Source organism: Mesorhizobium sp. C395A (genome assembly GCF_030323205.1).
GTDB lineage: Bacteria > Pseudomonadota > Alphaproteobacteria > Rhizobiales > Rhizobiaceae > Mesorhizobium.
This window is the reverse complement of sequence record NZ_CP100473.1, coordinates 1,778,341-1,793,058: the sequence shown is the minus strand read 5'-3', so window position 1 is coordinate 1,793,058 and position 14,718 is coordinate 1,778,341. Positions and strand designations below refer to the sequence as shown.

Genomic DNA, 14,718 nt, shown 5'->3' with positions numbered 1-14,718 from the left:
CCGCTGGTTCAGCTCGTCGGCGAGCGCACCGCTTCAGTCGCGTCCAGCGCCTGCATCAGCCGCGTGTCGCGGTCGTAGACGTCGTTGAAATATTCGACTTTGCCGGACAGGTCCGGCCAGGCAGTGAAGTAGGAGACATAGACGGGAATCGTGCGTGTCACGTCTTCGCTGGCATGGCCGTGCTTGAGCTTTTCGGCGATGTCGTCGACCGAGACGCCGAGCACCGCCGCCGCCATCCCACGTGGATCCTGAAGGCGAATACAGCCATGGCTGAGCGCCCGCATATCGCGCTGGAAGAAGGATTTTTGCGGCGTGTCGTGCATGTAGATGGCGTGCTTGTTGGGGAACAGGATCTTCAGTTCGCCCAGCGCATTGGCTTCGCTCGGCTGCTGGCGCACGCTGTAGGGAATGTTGGCGCCGTAGGCGCCCCAATTGACCGAGGAAGAGGGAACCCGCCTGCCGCGCGAATCGGTCACCTCGTAGCCGGCACGGTCGAGATAGCCCGGATCGCCACGCAGCCTTGGCAGCATCTCGTTGACGATGATCGACTGCGGCACGCCCCAATAGGGATGGAAATCGACCTGCTTGATCTCCTTGAAGAAGAAGGCGGTCTGGTTGGTGGTCCGGCCGATGACGACGCGGGTCTTCAGCTTCTCCTCGCCATTGTCGATATAGCTGGCGGTGAAGGCGGGCTGGTTGATGAACACCCGCGGGCTGCCGAGATCGGACGGCATCCAGCGCAATTCTTCCAGCGCGACCTGCACCTTCTGCAGCCTGTCGGCCTTGGACGTGCCGGCGAGCGAGGCGACGGTGCGCGGGCCGATGACCCCATCGCCCTTCATGCCGGCCTTCACCTGCACGGCCTTGATGATCGGAACCAGTTCGGGAACATAGACATCGCTGGTGCCGAGACGAGACAGGATCTCGCCATAGGCGCCGCCCATCTCGTCGTCGAGATTGCGCGCGATCAGCGTCAGCAGCTTCGGCAGTTCGGCGCTGGTCTCGCCGGGCTTCAGCAACAGCTTGGGATCGACGACGATTTCGTTTTCGGCGCTCGCCTGCAGCGATTCAAGTTCGACGCGCAGCGCCTGATATTCCGCGTTCTGCGGGTGCCGCGATTCGAGGTAGGTGCGCACTTCCTGGGTGTGAGCCAGCGTCTTGAGCGCGCCTTCCATGTCGACCGGCTTCGGCGGAAATTCATAGTAGCCGGTGATGCGATTGGGATCGACGCGCCCGCTCTGGGCGTCACGGGCATAGCGCAGTACGCGCGCCGACAGCGCCATCTCGAAGCGGACGAGTTCCTTCAGATGGGCGTTGGCATCGACTGCCGATGCGTTGGCTGCCGGCACTTCGACCGTGTAGTCGGCCGACGTGAGACCATAGCTTGCGGCTTCGCCAAGCACCCGCACCGCATCCTGGGCGCGGGCATTGGGATTGCCCTCGTTCACCCAGATGAAATCAGGATTGGCAGAGTAATAGGCAATCAGTGCCTTGGCGATATCGGGCTCGGCATAGAGTTCATAGTCACTAAGGCCTGCAACGGCTTCGCGGAAGGCAGTGCTGGTCGCCGACGGCACAAAGGCGGCGTCTTCAGCTGTTGCCACCTGGGGAGGTGCTGCCACCAACGCGGCAAAGTCGACGCGCACCAGCCGGTCGGCCTTGTAGGTGTAGTAGGACGGGCTGCTGATCCTGGTGCCGCCGCCGCCCGATACGGCGGGCTTCGGCTTGCGCTTTGGCGGCGGCGGGAATTCGCCTTGCGGCCTGTGCTTGACGCCACCGCCGAACAGCATGTCGAACAGGCCTTGCGCGCTTGCCTGCGGCACACCGAAGGCCAGTGCTGCCGCCACTGCAAGCGGCATCACGGTGGCTTTATTTCCGAGGAATTTCATTAATCACCCGCTCCGGCTGCAAGCCGGCTCCCGTTCCGCGCCGCTAGACGATCTTGCCAACCGCATGGCGGATGTAAGGCGCTACTATACCGATTCATACCGATTTGGTTAAGCTTCCATAAATTTCCGCGGGCCTGTTGCAGAACGGTTTCACAACATCGTGACGCCTGGAGCGGCGTTGCCGCTCCAGACCGGTCAAAGCGGCTGCTGCTTCAGGCGTTGGCGCCACCGTCGATGGTGAGCGCGGCGCCGGTGACGAAGCGCCCTTCCGGACCGGCGAGCCAGGCAACCATGCCGGCGATCTCGTCAGCCTTGCCGAAGCGGGGCGTCGCCATCTTCCGCCGCTGGTGTTCGGCATGCGGGCCTTCGGCCGGGTTCATGTCGGTGTCGGTCGAACCGGGATGAACGACGTTGGCGGTGATGCCGCGCGGACCGAGGTCTCGCGCCAGCGCCTTGGTCAGGCCGACCAGCGCAGCCTTGCTGGTCGAATAGGCGCTGAGGCTGGTGTCGGTGACGCGCTCGGCCAGATTGCTGCCGATCGAAATGATGCGGCCGCCCTCGCCCATGTGAGCCGCTGCCGCCTTCGAGGCCACGAACGGCGCTCTCAGATTGACCTCAATGGTCTCGTCAAAGTCGGCCAGCGACATCTGTTCGATGGGCGCCGCGCGCCAGATGCCGGCGCTGTTGACGAGGATGTCGAGCCGGCCGAAGGCATTCACCGCCTCGGCGACCGAGCCTTCGATGGCGGCGGCGTCGCGATTGTCGGCTTGGATGGCGATCGCGCGACCACCTGCCGCTATAATCTCGGCGACGACAGCTTGGGCCGGCGCCGCGCTGTTGACGTAGGTGATGGCGACGTCGGCGCCATCGGCCGCTAGCCGTTTTGCTATCGCAGCACCTATGCCGCGGCTGCCGCCGGTGACCAGTGCTGCCTTGCCGTTCAATCCGTTCGTTGACATGTCATTTCTCCGTTTATGTAACGATCGATACATAAATATCTGGCAACCTTGCCTGGCGACGTCAAGTGAATTATGTATCGGTCAACACAGAAAAGATCGTCATGCCGGAAAGAGGCCGTCCCCGCACCTTCGATCGAACCGCCGCCTTGCGGCAGGCGATGGAGCTGTTCTGGGCCAAAGGCTATGAGGGCACCTCGATCGCCGACCTGACCGCGGCGATGGGGATCAGCTCGCCCAGCCTCTATGCCGCCTTCGGCAGCAAGGAGGCGCTGTTTCTGGAAGCGACCGAGTATTACACCCGCAACGAAGGCACCGAGATCTGGAGCGCGCTGGATGAAGCGCCGACGGCATGCCAGGCGATCGAGAATTTCCTGCGCCAGACGGCAAAAGCGTACTCTCAGGACGACCGCCCGCAGGGCTGTCTCATCGCGCTGGGTGCACTGCACCAGGATTCAAGCAGCGGCGCGATCTGCGATGATTTGCGCCGCCGCCGCGCCGAAAACCACACCCTCTTGCTGAGACGGCTGGAACGCGGTGTGGCGGAAGGCGAATTGCCGGCGGGCTTCGACAGCAACGCGGCGGCGACCTTCTATGCGACGGTCCAGCACGGCATGTCGATCCAGGCCCGCGACGGCGCCTCGTGCGACGCGCTGATGGCCACAGTGGCCGGAGCGATGGCGGCGTGGCAGGGGCTGGTCGGAACAGCGTGACAAAGCGCGGAGCTTGTGCTGGAAATCCAGTCGGCGGCGAAATGCGCCGGGAGGGATCATCCGTGAAAAAAGGGTATCGCGAGTTGCTCGACGAGGCCAATGCCGAGATCGAGGTGGTCTCGCCCGAGGAAGCGGCCGGGCTGCTCGACGACGAGGACACCATCCTCGTCGACCTGCGCGATCCACGCGAGATCGAGCGGGACGGCCAGATCCCCGGCGCCAAACATGTCACTCGCGGCATGCTGGAATTCTGGATCGATCCCGAAAGCCCCTACCACAAGCCGTTCTTCGCCTCGGGCAAGAGCTTTGTCTTCTTTTGCGCGGGCGGCTGGCGCTCGGCGCTGGCCACCAAGACGGCGCAGGATATGGGGCTGTCGCCGGTCAAGCACATCCTTGGCGGCTATACCGCCTGGAAGGCGGCCGGATTGCCCGTCGAGCCGGGCGGCAAGAAGAAGGGCTAGCTCACCGCTCCGGCGTTGTCGGAGTCGACAATACACCCATTGGAATCAATGCAGTATCGGCTCGCGCTCGTTTTTGACAAAAGTCACAGCGCGTTCGACAACACCTTTGTCGGCGAGAATGCGACGGTGGCCGAGCCCATCGGCCCAGTGCAGCCGCACATGGCTGCCGGCGCCGGCATAACGTGTGGCATGATCGGCGGGGACTTCGCGGTCGTCCGGCGCGTGGATGACCAGCGTCGGCACCGGCGCCTCAGCCAACTGGCGGTCGCCGGTGAATTCATGCAGCGGCCGGCCCGACAGCCTTTTCACCTGATCGGCCATGGAAACCTGCGAACGCGGACCGACATTGAGCATGCGGCTGAAGTCGGCGAAGATCGCCGGCAGGGAACTTGGCGCGGCGACCAGCACCAGCCGCTCGGCCGCGACGGGCTGGATACCCTTGATCGAACCGGCAATGGCATTGGCGGCGACGGCGCCACCGAAGGAATGGCCGACGATCGCCTTGAACGGACCGAACCATTCGCCGGCGACCCTGACCGCCTCGACCGCATTGACCATATTGAGATGACGGCCCAGCGACTGGCCATGGCCCGGCAGGTCGAGCGAGGCGACCCGGTAGCCCGCATCGCGAAAACCTTCGATCAGCGCCCGCATATATTCCGTGCGCGAACGCCAGCCATGGACCACCAGCACCGTGCCGGCGGACGCCCTGCCCGGCTCGGGCCGGAATTCGTGCACCATGACGCAGCCGGCCTTGGTCGTCAGCCGATGATGGCGCGCCTCGGCCATGAAGCCGGCGGCGCGGTCGACCGCACGCCGCTCGCCGTCGCCGAGCGCCTTCACGCTCGGCGTGCGGCAGAACAGTTCGAAGGCCGCGCGCCCGCTAAGACGCGGCGCCACAAGCTCGGCCGCGCCGAACACGCCCCGGATGACCTTCAGTCCAAATGATGCCATAGTGGCGATCCATCCATTCCGTTCAAGCATGAACATAATAGTTCAAACATGAACATTAAACAAGAGCTGCCCTGGGACAACCCGCGCTTTCGCAACTGGGTCGCGGTGGCGCGCGCCTGCCATGTGCTGGAGCGTGCGCTGGCGGTAAAGCTGGCGCCGCTGGATCTCAAGCCGGCGCAGCTCGACGTGCTGATGAACCTCTATCGCCATCCCGGCATGTCGCAGCACGATCTCGCCCGCAAACTGCTGGTCGGCCGCTCCAACATCACCATGCTGTTGCCGCAGCTCGAGGCGCGCGGCCTGCTGCGCCGCGAAGGCGACGAGAAGGACAAGCGCGTCCTGCGGCTGACGCTTACCGAGGCCGGCACGGAGCTTTTGATGAAGGCGCTGAAGGTGCATATGGCGCTGATCGAAAAGGCGATGAGCCAGTCGACAGCGGAACAGTGCGACATGATCGGCGAACAGATGCGCAAGATCTATGACGTGCTGAAGGATACCTGAGCCGTTCGATCCACGCGCCTCCCACCTCACCACATCGTCTTCTTCGCCCGCTCCGGCCATTCCTTGTCGTAAGTACCGGCATCGATATTCTTGCGGCTGGTGACTTCCAGGATTGTTCCGGGTGTCGGCAGCGATTTCGGGTCGACGTGCTTTGCCGGGTTCCACAGCTCCGAGCGAACGATGGCGCGGGCGCACTGGAAATAGACCGAATCGACATCGACCAAGGTGACCGAGCGCGCCGGCTTGCCTTCGACGGCGAAGGAGGCGCAAAGCGCGGCGTCGGTGGTGATGCGGGCGCGGCCGTTGACGCGCAGCGTCGTGCCCGAACCCGGCACAAGAAACAGCAGCCCGACGCGAGGATCGCGGATGATGTTCTTAAGCGAATCGGCGCGGTTGTTGCCGCGCCTGTCCGGCATCATCAGCGTTTTCGGGTCATGCATGCGCACAAAGCCGGCGAGATCGCCGCGCGGCGAACAGTCCAGCCCTTCCGGCCCGCTCGTCGCCAGGGCGACAAAAGGCGAGGCTTCGATGAAGGCGGCATATTCGGGAATGACGTGGTCGAGTTCCTTGACCGTCGACGCTTCGCCGGGCAGGCCGTAGAGGGCTTCGAGCTGTTCGACCGTGGTGATGTCAGACATTTTCCCGTCTCCGAACCGTTGCCAGCGTTACCCCCAGTCAATGACGTTTTGCCGACAGTGCCGAACTAGCGGTCGCGGCTCAGTCCCTTCTCCTGGAGCTCGGCGAGATAGGCATTCCAGCGCGCGTCCTTTTCGTGGCCAAGCGTGTGCAGGTAATTCCAGGTGAAGATGCCGGTGTCGTGAAAATCGTCAAAGGTGATGCGCACGGCGTAGTTGCCGACCGGCTCGATCTTGAGGATGGCCACGTTGCGCTTGCCGGGAACCGTCACCCGCTGGTCCGGCGAATGGCCCTGCACCTCGGCCGAGGGTGAAGCGACGCGCAGCAGTTCGGCCGGCAATTCGAACGGCCGATGATCGGGAAAGGTGACGGACAGCAGTTTTCTGTCCTTCGAGACCCTGAGTTCCTTCGGCGCCGTCATTGTTCTGCATCCCGTCAATCCGCCCTTCCCTACGCTGCTTCGCGCGAGCGGAAAAGGCCATTTGGACCCGGCCGACACCGGATGTCGGCCAGGGAATGTCACCAAAGATCGAGAGCGGCTATCTTGAATGGCGGGTTGGATCGTATCACATAGCCGTATATAACGGCGCCACTCGCAGCCACGGGAATGCTTGAACGCATGGACATGATCGATCCCTTCGGTCGCACGATCAGCTACTTGCGCGTGTCGGTCACCGACCGCTGCGATTTCCGCTGCACCTATTGCATGGCCGAGGACATGGCGTTCCTGCCCAAGAAGGACCTGCTGTCGCTCGAGGAACTCGACCGGCTCTGCACCGTCTTCATCGAAAAGGGCGTGCGCAAACTGCGCCTCACCGGCGGCGAGCCGCTGGTGCGCAAGAACATCATGCATCTGGTGCGCCAGCTGTCGCGGCACCTGAAGAGCGGCGCGCTGGAAGAGTTGACGCTGACCACCAATGGCTCGCAGCTGTCGCGCTTTGCCGCCGAGCTTGCCGATTGCGGTGTCGAGCGCATCAATGTCTCGCTGGATACGCTCGATGCCGACAAGTTCCACGCCATCACCCGCTGGGGCCATCTCGGCAAGGTCATGCAAGGCATCGATGCCGCGCAGGCGGCGGGGCTGAAGGTGAAGCTCAACGCCGTTGCGCTGAAGGACTTCAACGACGTCGAGCTGCCGGAGATGATGCGCTGGGCGCATGGCCGCGGCATGGACTTGACCGTCATCGAAACCATGCCGATGGGCGAGATCGACGCCGACCGGACCGACCAGTATCTGCCGCTATCGCTGCTGCGCGCTTCGCTCGAGCGCCAGTTCACGCTGAGCGACATCCCCTACAAGACCGGCGGTCCGGCCCGCTACGTCCATGTCGCAGAGACCGGCGGCAGGCTGGGCTTCATCACGCCGATGACGCATAATTTCTGCGAAAGCTGCAACCGCGTGCGGCTGACGTGCACCGGCACGCTCTATATGTGCCTGGGTCAGGAGGATGCCGCCGACCTGCGCGCGCCGTTGCGTGCCTCAGAAGGCAACGAGCTGGTCGCTGCTGCCATCGACGAAGCGATCGGCCGCAAGCCGAAAGGCCATGATTTCATCATCGACCGCCGCACCAGCCGCCCGTCGGTGTCGAGACATATGAGCGTCACCGGCGGCTGATTTTCTCCGCGATTGGTGCAGAATGCTTCCGTTGGAAGCGAGGGGGATTTCCATGCAGCGTGTTTGCCAAACCGGGCTGTCAGCGCTGGTCGTGGCCCTATCATTGGCGACCACAGTGGCGCCCGCAAAGCCGTTCACCTACATCAATGCGCGCTATGGCACGGTGTGCACGTTCCCGAGCCAGATTTTCAGCAAGCCGATGCCTGAGTCCCTCAATGGCGACGGTCGAAAATGGCTTAGCCCCGATGGTGCGAGCTTGTCCTGTTACGGCGGATACAAGCTGACGGAAGATACGCCCGACAGTCTGGTTGAAAAGGAAAAAGCCGACCCTGACTCTGGGGAAAAGGTCACTTACAGCAAAACCGGTAAGAACTGGGCAGTGGTCTCAAGCACCAAAGGCGACAAGATCTTCTATACCCGAATCGTCTTCGAAAAAGAGGATGCAATCCATACAGTCTGGATCGAATATCCCGCCTCGCTCAAGGCCAAGTACGACCCACTGGTCGGCGCTATCGGCGACAGCCTGCATGGGGCTGAGCAACACTGGGAATAAATCGCTCTCGACGCTGCAAACCCGATTTACCGCCATCGCGTTCCGCCCTAAATTTCGGCCTATAGCGGCTCGTCGCTCGGTTTGGGGGAATACGACATGCGCACATTCTTACTTTCTCTTGCAATGCTTGGGTTTGCCGCCGCGCCGGCAGCAGCACAGTCCATCGGCGGCAGCTACACCGTCGCGGGCACCAATTTCGACGGCTCGAAATATGGCGGCGAAGCCACCATCACGCTGACCAGCGAGACCACCTGTACCATCCATTGGGAGACGGGCGGATCATCGTCGGACGGCATCTGCATGCGCAACGACGATGCCTTCTCCGCCGGCTATGTCATGGGCAAGGAAATCGGTCTCGTCGTCTATAAGGTAGAAGATGACGGCTCGCTGCACGGCCTGTGGACCATCGCCGGCAAGAACGGCAGCGGCACCGAGGTGCTGACCCCGAAATGAGCCTGCTGGTCATCCGGCCAGCCCTCTTAGCGATTTTGTGGGCCACGGGTGAAAATCCGTGGCCTATTTCTTTGACGTTGCTGTCTTGCCGCCGGCTGCTACAGGCTTGGGCGGTTCACCGTTTCGCCGAAACGTCGAACCGCTTTATTCTTTGTTTTCACGCAATTCCGGACGGAAAACCGTTTCACACTTTTCTGGAATTGCTCTTGCAAACCGGTAACGCCCTTGCCTCTTTCCCCAAACATTCGCGGCGCGCTGTGCATGATGGTGGCCATGATCGGCTTCACCCTCAACGACGCCATCACCAAGTTCTCGTCGGAATCGATGAACATGGCGCAGGTGATGCTGGTGCGCGGCGCCTTTGCGTCGCTGCTCGTCGGCCTGCTCGCCTGGCAGCAAGGCGCGCTCGCGCGACCGAGGTCGATGCTGCAGCCGCTGGTGACGCTTCGCGTGGTCGCCGAGGCCGGCGCCACCGTCGCCTTCCTTGTGGCATTAGCGCATCTGCCGATCGCCAATGTCTCGGCGGTGCTGCAGGCGCTGCCGCTGGCGGTGACGATGGGGGCGGCACTCGTATTCAGCGAAGCGGTCGGCTGGCGGCGCTGGCTGGCGATCGCGGTCGGCTTTGGCGGCGTGCTGATCATCGTGCGGCCAGGCTTCGAAGGCTTCAGCATCTATTCGCTGTACGCACTCGTCAGCGTCGCCTGTTGCGCAGTACGTGACCTCGCCACCAAGCGCATCCCGAGGGCTATCCCGACCTTGCTGGTGTCGACGGCAACGGCAATCGCCATGACCATCGTTGGCGCCGTGCTGCTGTCGCCGATGGGCGGCTGGACGCCGATGTCCGGCAAAGGCTCGGCACTGTTGGCATTGGCGGCGGTGCTGGTGCTGATCGGCTACCAGTTCATCATCATGGCAATGCGGGCCGGCGACATCTCCTTCATTGCGCCATTCCGCTACACCGCCCTCTTTTGGTCGATGCTGCTTGGCCTCATCATCTTCGGCGATGTTCCCGACCTGCCGATGATCGTTGGCTCCGCCATCATCATCGGCTCCGGCCTCTACGCGCTCTATCGCGAACGGGTCGTCGGCCGGCAGAAGCCGGCGGCCGAAAGCGCTGGACCCGACATGGCGCCGGACGGCATATAGGTTGGCCATGAGCCAAGACATTGCAGGAATTATCCTGGCCGGAGGCCTGTCACGGCGCATGGGCGGCGGCGACAAGACTTTGCTGGCGCTTGGCGAGCGTCCGCTTCTCGACCATGTCGTTGCCCGCCTGGCGCCGCAGGTCGGATCGCTGGCGCTCAGCGCCAATAGTGACCCGGCGCGCTTCGCCGCGGCCGGTCTTCCGGTTCTCGCCGATGCGGTGGAAGGCTATGCCGGACCGCTGGCCGGAATTCTCACCGGCCTCGAATGGGCGGCAGCGAATACCGCTTTCAAGGCATTGGCGACGGCCGCCGGCGACACGCCGTTCCTGCCGGTGGACCTGGTCGAGAGGCTGGCTGCGGCTGTTGACGAGCGACCAGGCTCCATCGCTGTTGCCAGTTCCGGCGGCAGGCGGCATCCGACCTTTGCGCTGTGGCCGCTCGGGCTGCGTGAGGCCTTGCGCCATTTCCTGATCGACGAGGACAACAGGCGCGTCTCCGCCTTCATCGAGCGGCACGACTGTGTCGAAGTGGAATTTCCGTTGCTGACCCACGGCAGTGACGAGATCGACCCGTTCTTCAACATCAACACACCGCACGACCTTGCGGTGGCCGAGCGTCTGTTGCAGAGCATCGGCCCATGAACATCTTCGGCATCACCGGCTGGAAGAATTCCGGCAAGACCACACTGACCGAGAAGCTGGTCACAGAGCTCGTCCGGCGCGGCTGGACAGTGTCGACGGTCAAACATGCCCATCATGAGTTCGACATCGACAAGCTTGGCGCCGACAGCTATCGCCACCGCCAAGCGGGCGCCACCGAGGTCGCGGTGGTGTCGGGCAAACGCTGGGCGCTGATGCATGAATTGCGCGGTGAGGACGAGCCGACGCTGGAGACGGTCCTGTCGCGGCTGGCACCGTGCGATATCGTGCTGGTCGAAGGCTACAAGCGCGAGGTGCACAAAAAGATCGAAACCCGGCGGCAGGAGGCCAAGGACCGCTCGCCGCTGTCGGCGAACGACGGACATATCGTGGCGATTGCCGCCGACTTCGCGGTTACCGGCGAAAGCCTGCCTGTGTTCGATCTCGACGACACGGGAGGGATAGCCGACTTCATCGAGCGCATGACCGGCCTCAAACCTTGAGGCCCCTGCCCTGGCCCGGTTCAGCCGCCCTCTTCAGCCGTTGCATTGTCTAAGCGCGTCGCGCCTGAACGCCCTCATGCAACGCGCTTCAGGTTGTTTTATTTATGCATGTCGTCGTCCCAAAACCGCTGCACACTTCGGGCGACATGCATTAACCCGGCGTCAGCATTGGCTGGATCCGCAAATCCCGCAAGCAACGGTTTTACAGTTGCTTTTCTCCCGAAAACAGTGGGAGTATCGCGCCAGCGGGCGGTCAAAAGCACCGCCCCACAGAGCCGTTCCGGAACGACGGCCGGGAGCCATAAAGAGAGGACTATCATGCGTATTGCACTGCGTATCGCGCTCGCCGCATCGGCTGCGCTGCTGACGCTCGGCGTCGCCCAGGCTCAGGAAACGACCCTGAGAATCGGCACCGAAGGCGCCTACCCCCCATTCAACAACCTGACCTCGGACGGCCAGCTCGTGGGCTTCGACATCGACATCGCCAAGGCGCTCTGCGACGAGATGAAGGTCAAGTGCACCTTCGTCGCCCAGGATTGGGACGGCATCATTCCGGCCCTGCAGGCCGGCAAGTTCGACGCCATCGTCGCCTCGATGTCGATCACACCGGAGCGCGCCGAGAAGGTCGACTTCACCCACAAATACTACAACACGCCGTCGGCGATCGCGGTACCCAAGGATTCGACCCTCAAGGGCGTGACCAAGGAAGACCTGGCCGGCAAGACTATCGGCGTCGCAACCACGACGACGCATTTCAATTACGCCTCGAAAACCTATACGGACAGCACGGTCAAGGGCTATCCGAGCAGCCCCGAAGAGCAGGCCGATCTCGCCAACGGGCGTCTCGACGCGATCGAGGACGATATCGTCGTGTTGCAACAGTTCCTGGATTCGCCTGATGGCGCCTGCTGCAAGATTCTCGGCCAGCCCTCGCCGCAGCCGGTCGATATCTTTGGACCGGGCGCCGGCATCGCCGTGCGCAAGGGCGAGACGGATCTGGTCAACAAGTTGAACAGCGCCATCGACGCAATCCGCGCCAACGGAAAGTACAAGGAAATCAACGACAAGTACTTCAAGTTCGACGTCTTCGGCGCCGAGTCCTGATCGTCTGAAACAAGGCGGCAGGGGAAGTTTCCTGCTGCCGCCTTGGCCTGACAGAAGTGGAGACAAGACCCGTCAATGCCAAGCCAGAACATATGGATACTTCTCACTTGGGGACCCGATGGCTGGATTGACGATATTGCCTATGGCGCACTGGTCACCATTGCGCTCGCGCTGGCGACACTGCCGATCGGCCTGACGATCGGCTTTTTCGTCGCCTGGGCAAAACAATCCGAAGAGCCGTCGCTTCGCGTGGCCGCCAACATCTACACCACGGTGTTTCGCGGCCTGCCGGAACTGGTGACGCTTTTCCTGTTCTTCTTCGGCATGCCGATCCTCTTGCAGTATGTCATCCGTCTGTTCAGGCCGGAAGCGACGGTCGATGTCGACAGCTTCCTCGCCGGCATGATCGTGCTGTCGCTGATCTTTTCGTCCTATTCCAGCGAAGTCTTCCTGTCGGCCTTTCGCGCCATTCCGAAGGGCCAGTATGAGGGCGGCTATGCGATCGGTCTGTCGAAATGGCAGACGATGCGCAAGGTGATCCTGCCGCAGCTGCTGCGCATCGCCTTCCCCGGCCTTGAGAATTGCTGGCTGAGCCTGCTCAAGGATACGGCCCTGGTGTCGGTCGTCAACCTGGCTGAAACCCTGCGCAACGCCGGCGTGGCGGCCCGTGTCACCAAACATTCCTTCCTGTTCTACAGCGTCGCGGCGATGGTGTTCCTTATCCTTGCCATCCTGTCGTCGATCGCCACCGGCTTCATCCTGCGTTCGCTCGGGAGGAGGGAGGCACGATGAGCGTCGTGACGCGCGCCGCCGTCGACATCGAGAAGCCACCACCACGGGCGCGAGGCTGGCCGCGGGCCCGTATCGTCGGCTACGCGCTGGTCGGCTTCTGGATCCTGTTCGGCATCGGCATCGCCGTCTATCTGGTTTACGCTTGGAATGGCGAATTCTTCGCCAGATACGCGCCGGCCTATCTGCAGGGCTTGGGAACCACGCTTGCGCTGGTGGCCATCTCGATGGTGCTCGGCGCGCTTTTTTCGCTGCCCGTCACCTATGCCCGCATGTCGAAGAACCGCTATCTGTCCGTCCTGGCCTATTGCTACGTCTACTTCTTCCGCGGCACGCCGCTGCTGGTCCAGGTCTATCTCGTCTATTACGGCCTGGGCTCATTCCGGGTGCAGCTCGAATCCGTCGGGCTGTGGTGGTTCTTCCGCGACGCCTTCAATTGCGGTGTGTTCGCCTTCGCGCTCAACACCGCCGCCTACCAGGCCGAAATCCTGCGCGGCGCCATCGAGAGTGTTCCGAGGGGCCAATGGGAGGGCGCTGCTTCGCTCGGCCTGCACAAGCTGCAGACGCTGCGCAAGGTCGTCCTGCCGCAGGCCTTTATCGTCGCGCTCCGGCCCTACGGCAACGAGCTCGTCTTGATGATCAAGGCTTCCGCCATCGTTGCCATCATCACCGTCTATGATTTGATGGGCAACGCGAAGCTGGCCTACGCCAAGTCCTTCGACTTCCAGGCCTATGTCTGGGTCGCCATCGTCTATCTGGTGATGGTCGAGATCCTGCGCCACGGCGTCGAATGGATCGAGCGACGGATCACCATTCATCTGATCCGCTGAGCGGTCGGCTGTACCAGTCGATCGGCTCATGCGCGTCTTGACGAATGGCGCGTAGAGCCTAGAGCTTTCCAAGACAATTCCGTTCCGTCTGAAGGGCAAACTCATGGCATCTGTGGCATTTCTCGGTCTTGGCGTGATGGGCTATCCCATGGCCGGGCACCTCAGGAACAAAGGCGGCCACGACGTCACCGTCTACAACCGCACCGCGGCGAAGGCGGAACAATGGGTGGCCCAGCATGGCGGCAAGTCTGCCGCGACGCCGGCGGACGCCGCAGAGGGCCAGGATTTCGTCTTCTCCTGCGTCGGCAATGACGACGATCTGCGCTCGGTGACGACCGGGGCCCATGGCGCCTTCGCCGCGATGAAAAAAGGCGCCGTCTTCATCGACAACACCACCGCTTCGGCCGAAGTCGCGCGAGAACTGGCCGACGCCGCTGAAAAGGCCGGCTTTTCCTTTCTCGATGCGCCGGTCTCCGGCGGCCAGGCGGGCGCTGAAAACGGCGTGCTGACGGTGATGGTCGGCGGCGAGCAGGCTGCCTTCGACAAGGCCAGGCCGGTCATCGACGCCTTTGCCCGCATGGTCGGGCTGATGGGTCCGTCGGGCGCCGGCCAGCTCACGAAGATGATCAATCAGATCACCATTGCCGGGCTGGTTCAGGGACTGGCCGAAGGCATCCATTTCGGCAAAAAGGCCGGGCTCGACATCGAGAAGGTCATCGAGGTGATTTCCAAGGGCGCTGCCGGGTCCTGGCAGATGGAGAACCGCCACAAGACGATGAATGCCGGTAAATATGATTTCGGCTTTGCCGTCGACTGGATGCGCAAGGATCTCGGCATCTGCCTCGATGAAGCCGACCGCAATGGCGCGAGACTGCCGGTGACCGCCCTTGTCGACCAGTTCTACAAGGATGTGCAGGCGATGGGCGGCAAGCGCTGGGACACCTCGTCCCTGCTGGCGCGCCTGGAAAAATAGGCGTT

The 14,718-nt window shown here is 62.7% G+C and carries 19 protein-coding genes; 13 read left to right on the top strand and 6 right to left on the bottom strand.

Features of this window, described 5'->3' with window-relative positions:
* Positions 1 to 8 precede the first annotated feature (8 nt).
* Positions 9 to 1,889, bottom strand: a complete 1,881-nt coding sequence (locus NLY37_RS08840; RefSeq protein ID WP_023741212.1) for a L,D-transpeptidase family protein — start codon at positions 1,887 to 1,889, stop codon at positions 9 to 11.
* Positions 1,890 to 2,101: 212 nt separating this feature from the next.
* Complete coding sequence (locus tag NLY37_RS08835) at positions 2,102 to 2,848, bottom strand: 3-oxoacyl-ACP reductase family protein (RefSeq protein WP_023741211.1); 747 nt, start codon at positions 2,846 to 2,848, stop codon at positions 2,102 to 2,104.
* 101 nt (positions 2,849 to 2,949) lie between these two features.
* On the opposite strand from NLY37_RS08835, the gene NLY37_RS08830 reads away from it, so the two are divergent.
* Both NLY37_RS08830 and NLY37_RS08825 read left to right on the top strand, forming a co-directional pair.
* Entirely contained in the window at positions 2,950 to 3,558 is a 609-nt protein-coding gene (locus tag NLY37_RS08830; protein ID WP_023668995.1) for a TetR/AcrR family transcriptional regulator, read from the top strand.
* A gap of 62 nt (positions 3,559 to 3,620) precedes the next feature.
* A complete protein-coding gene (locus NLY37_RS08825) occupies positions 3,621 to 4,019 on the top strand; it encodes a rhodanese-like domain-containing protein (RefSeq protein WP_023741210.1) in 399 nt (132 codons plus the stop codon).
* 45 nt (positions 4,020 to 4,064) lie between these two features.
* Here NLY37_RS08825 and NLY37_RS08820 read toward each other — a convergent pair whose 3' ends face one another.
* The gene (locus NLY37_RS08820; protein ID WP_023741209.1) at positions 4,065 to 4,973 is read right to left on the bottom strand and encodes an alpha/beta hydrolase; all 909 of its coding nucleotides are present in this window, start codon (positions 4,971 to 4,973) and stop codon (positions 4,065 to 4,067) included.
* Positions 4,974 to 5,021: 48 nt separating this feature from the next.
* Here NLY37_RS08820 and NLY37_RS08815 point away from each other — a divergent pair, with 48 nt between their 5' ends.
* Entirely contained in the window at positions 5,022 to 5,474 is a 453-nt protein-coding gene (locus NLY37_RS08815; protein ID WP_023668997.1) for a MarR family winged helix-turn-helix transcriptional regulator, read from the top strand.
* A gap of 26 nt (positions 5,475 to 5,500) precedes the next feature.
* Here NLY37_RS08815 and NLY37_RS08810 read toward each other — a convergent pair whose 3' ends face one another.
* Positions 5,501 to 6,112, bottom strand: a complete 612-nt coding sequence (locus NLY37_RS08810) for a pyridoxamine 5'-phosphate oxidase family protein (protein ID WP_023668998.1) — start codon at positions 6,110 to 6,112, stop codon at positions 5,501 to 5,503.
* 65 nt (positions 6,113 to 6,177) lie between these two features.
* Positions 6,178 to 6,531, bottom strand: coding sequence for a gamma-butyrobetaine hydroxylase family protein (locus tag NLY37_RS08805; protein WP_023668999.1), 354 nt, complete (start codon positions 6,529 to 6,531; stop codon positions 6,178 to 6,180).
* Between the two features lie 198 nt (positions 6,532 to 6,729).
* Here NLY37_RS08805 and moaA point away from each other — a divergent pair, with 198 nt between their 5' ends.
* The 3 genes from moaA (at position 6,730) to NLY37_RS08790 (ending at position 8,731) form a co-directional block, all read left to right on the top strand.
* Positions 6,730 to 7,725 (top strand): GTP 3',8-cyclase MoaA, encoded by a 996-nt coding sequence (gene moaA, locus NLY37_RS08800; protein ID WP_031193366.1) that lies wholly within the window; start codon positions 6,730 to 6,732, stop codon positions 7,723 to 7,725.
* A gap of 52 nt (positions 7,726 to 7,777) precedes the next feature.
* Positions 7,778 to 8,278 (top strand): hypothetical protein, encoded by a 501-nt coding sequence (locus NLY37_RS08795; protein ID WP_023741208.1) that lies wholly within the window; start codon positions 7,778 to 7,780, stop codon positions 8,276 to 8,278.
* A 96-nt stretch (positions 8,279 to 8,374) separates the two neighbouring features.
* Positions 8,375 to 8,731, top strand: coding sequence for a hypothetical protein (locus tag NLY37_RS08790; protein WP_023669002.1), 357 nt, complete (start codon positions 8,375 to 8,377; stop codon positions 8,729 to 8,731).
* Positions 8,732 to 8,829: 98 nt separating this feature from the next.
* On the opposite strand, the gene NLY37_RS08785 is transcribed toward NLY37_RS08790, so the two are convergent.
* Positions 8,830 to 9,006, bottom strand: a complete 177-nt coding sequence (locus tag NLY37_RS08785; RefSeq protein ID WP_198020043.1) for a hypothetical protein — start codon at positions 9,004 to 9,006, stop codon at positions 8,830 to 8,832.
* Between NLY37_RS08785 and NLY37_RS08780 the strand changes: the two genes are divergently transcribed.
* From NLY37_RS08780 to NLY37_RS08750, 7 genes are all read left to right on the top strand, one after another.
* Positions 8,957 to 9,877, top strand: coding sequence for a DMT family transporter (locus tag NLY37_RS08780; protein WP_023730566.1), 921 nt, complete (start codon positions 8,957 to 8,959; stop codon positions 9,875 to 9,877). The genes NLY37_RS08785 and NLY37_RS08780 overlap by 50 nt on opposite strands.
* Before the next feature lie 7 nt (positions 9,878 to 9,884).
* The gene (gene mobA, locus NLY37_RS08775; RefSeq protein ID WP_023706846.1) at positions 9,885 to 10,517 is read left to right on the top strand and encodes a molybdenum cofactor guanylyltransferase MobA; all 633 of its coding nucleotides are present in this window, start codon (positions 9,885 to 9,887) and stop codon (positions 10,515 to 10,517) included.
* Complete coding sequence (gene mobB, locus NLY37_RS08770) at positions 10,514 to 11,017, top strand: molybdopterin-guanine dinucleotide biosynthesis protein B (RefSeq protein WP_023741207.1); 504 nt, start codon at positions 10,514 to 10,516, stop codon at positions 11,015 to 11,017. The genes mobA and mobB overlap by 4 nt, the downstream gene beginning before the upstream one ends.
* 318 nt (positions 11,018 to 11,335) lie before the next feature.
* Positions 11,336 to 12,121 (top strand): ABC transporter substrate-binding protein, encoded by a 786-nt coding sequence (locus NLY37_RS08765; RefSeq protein WP_023688509.1) that lies wholly within the window; start codon positions 11,336 to 11,338, stop codon positions 12,119 to 12,121.
* 75 nt (positions 12,122 to 12,196) lie between these two features.
* On the top strand, positions 12,197 to 12,913 hold the full coding sequence (locus tag NLY37_RS08760) for an ABC transporter permease (protein WP_023669007.1): 717 nt from the start codon (positions 12,197 to 12,199) through the stop codon (positions 12,911 to 12,913).
* On the top strand, positions 12,910 to 13,740 hold the full coding sequence (locus NLY37_RS08755; protein WP_023669008.1) for an ABC transporter permease: 831 nt from the start codon (positions 12,910 to 12,912) through the stop codon (positions 13,738 to 13,740). Before NLY37_RS08760 ends, NLY37_RS08755 begins: the two co-directional genes overlap by 4 nt.
* 103 nt (positions 13,741 to 13,843) lie before the next feature.
* On the top strand, positions 13,844 to 14,713 hold the full coding sequence (locus NLY37_RS08750) for an NAD(P)-dependent oxidoreductase (RefSeq protein WP_023669009.1): 870 nt from the start codon (positions 13,844 to 13,846) through the stop codon (positions 14,711 to 14,713).
* Positions 14,714 to 14,718 lie beyond the last annotated feature (5 nt).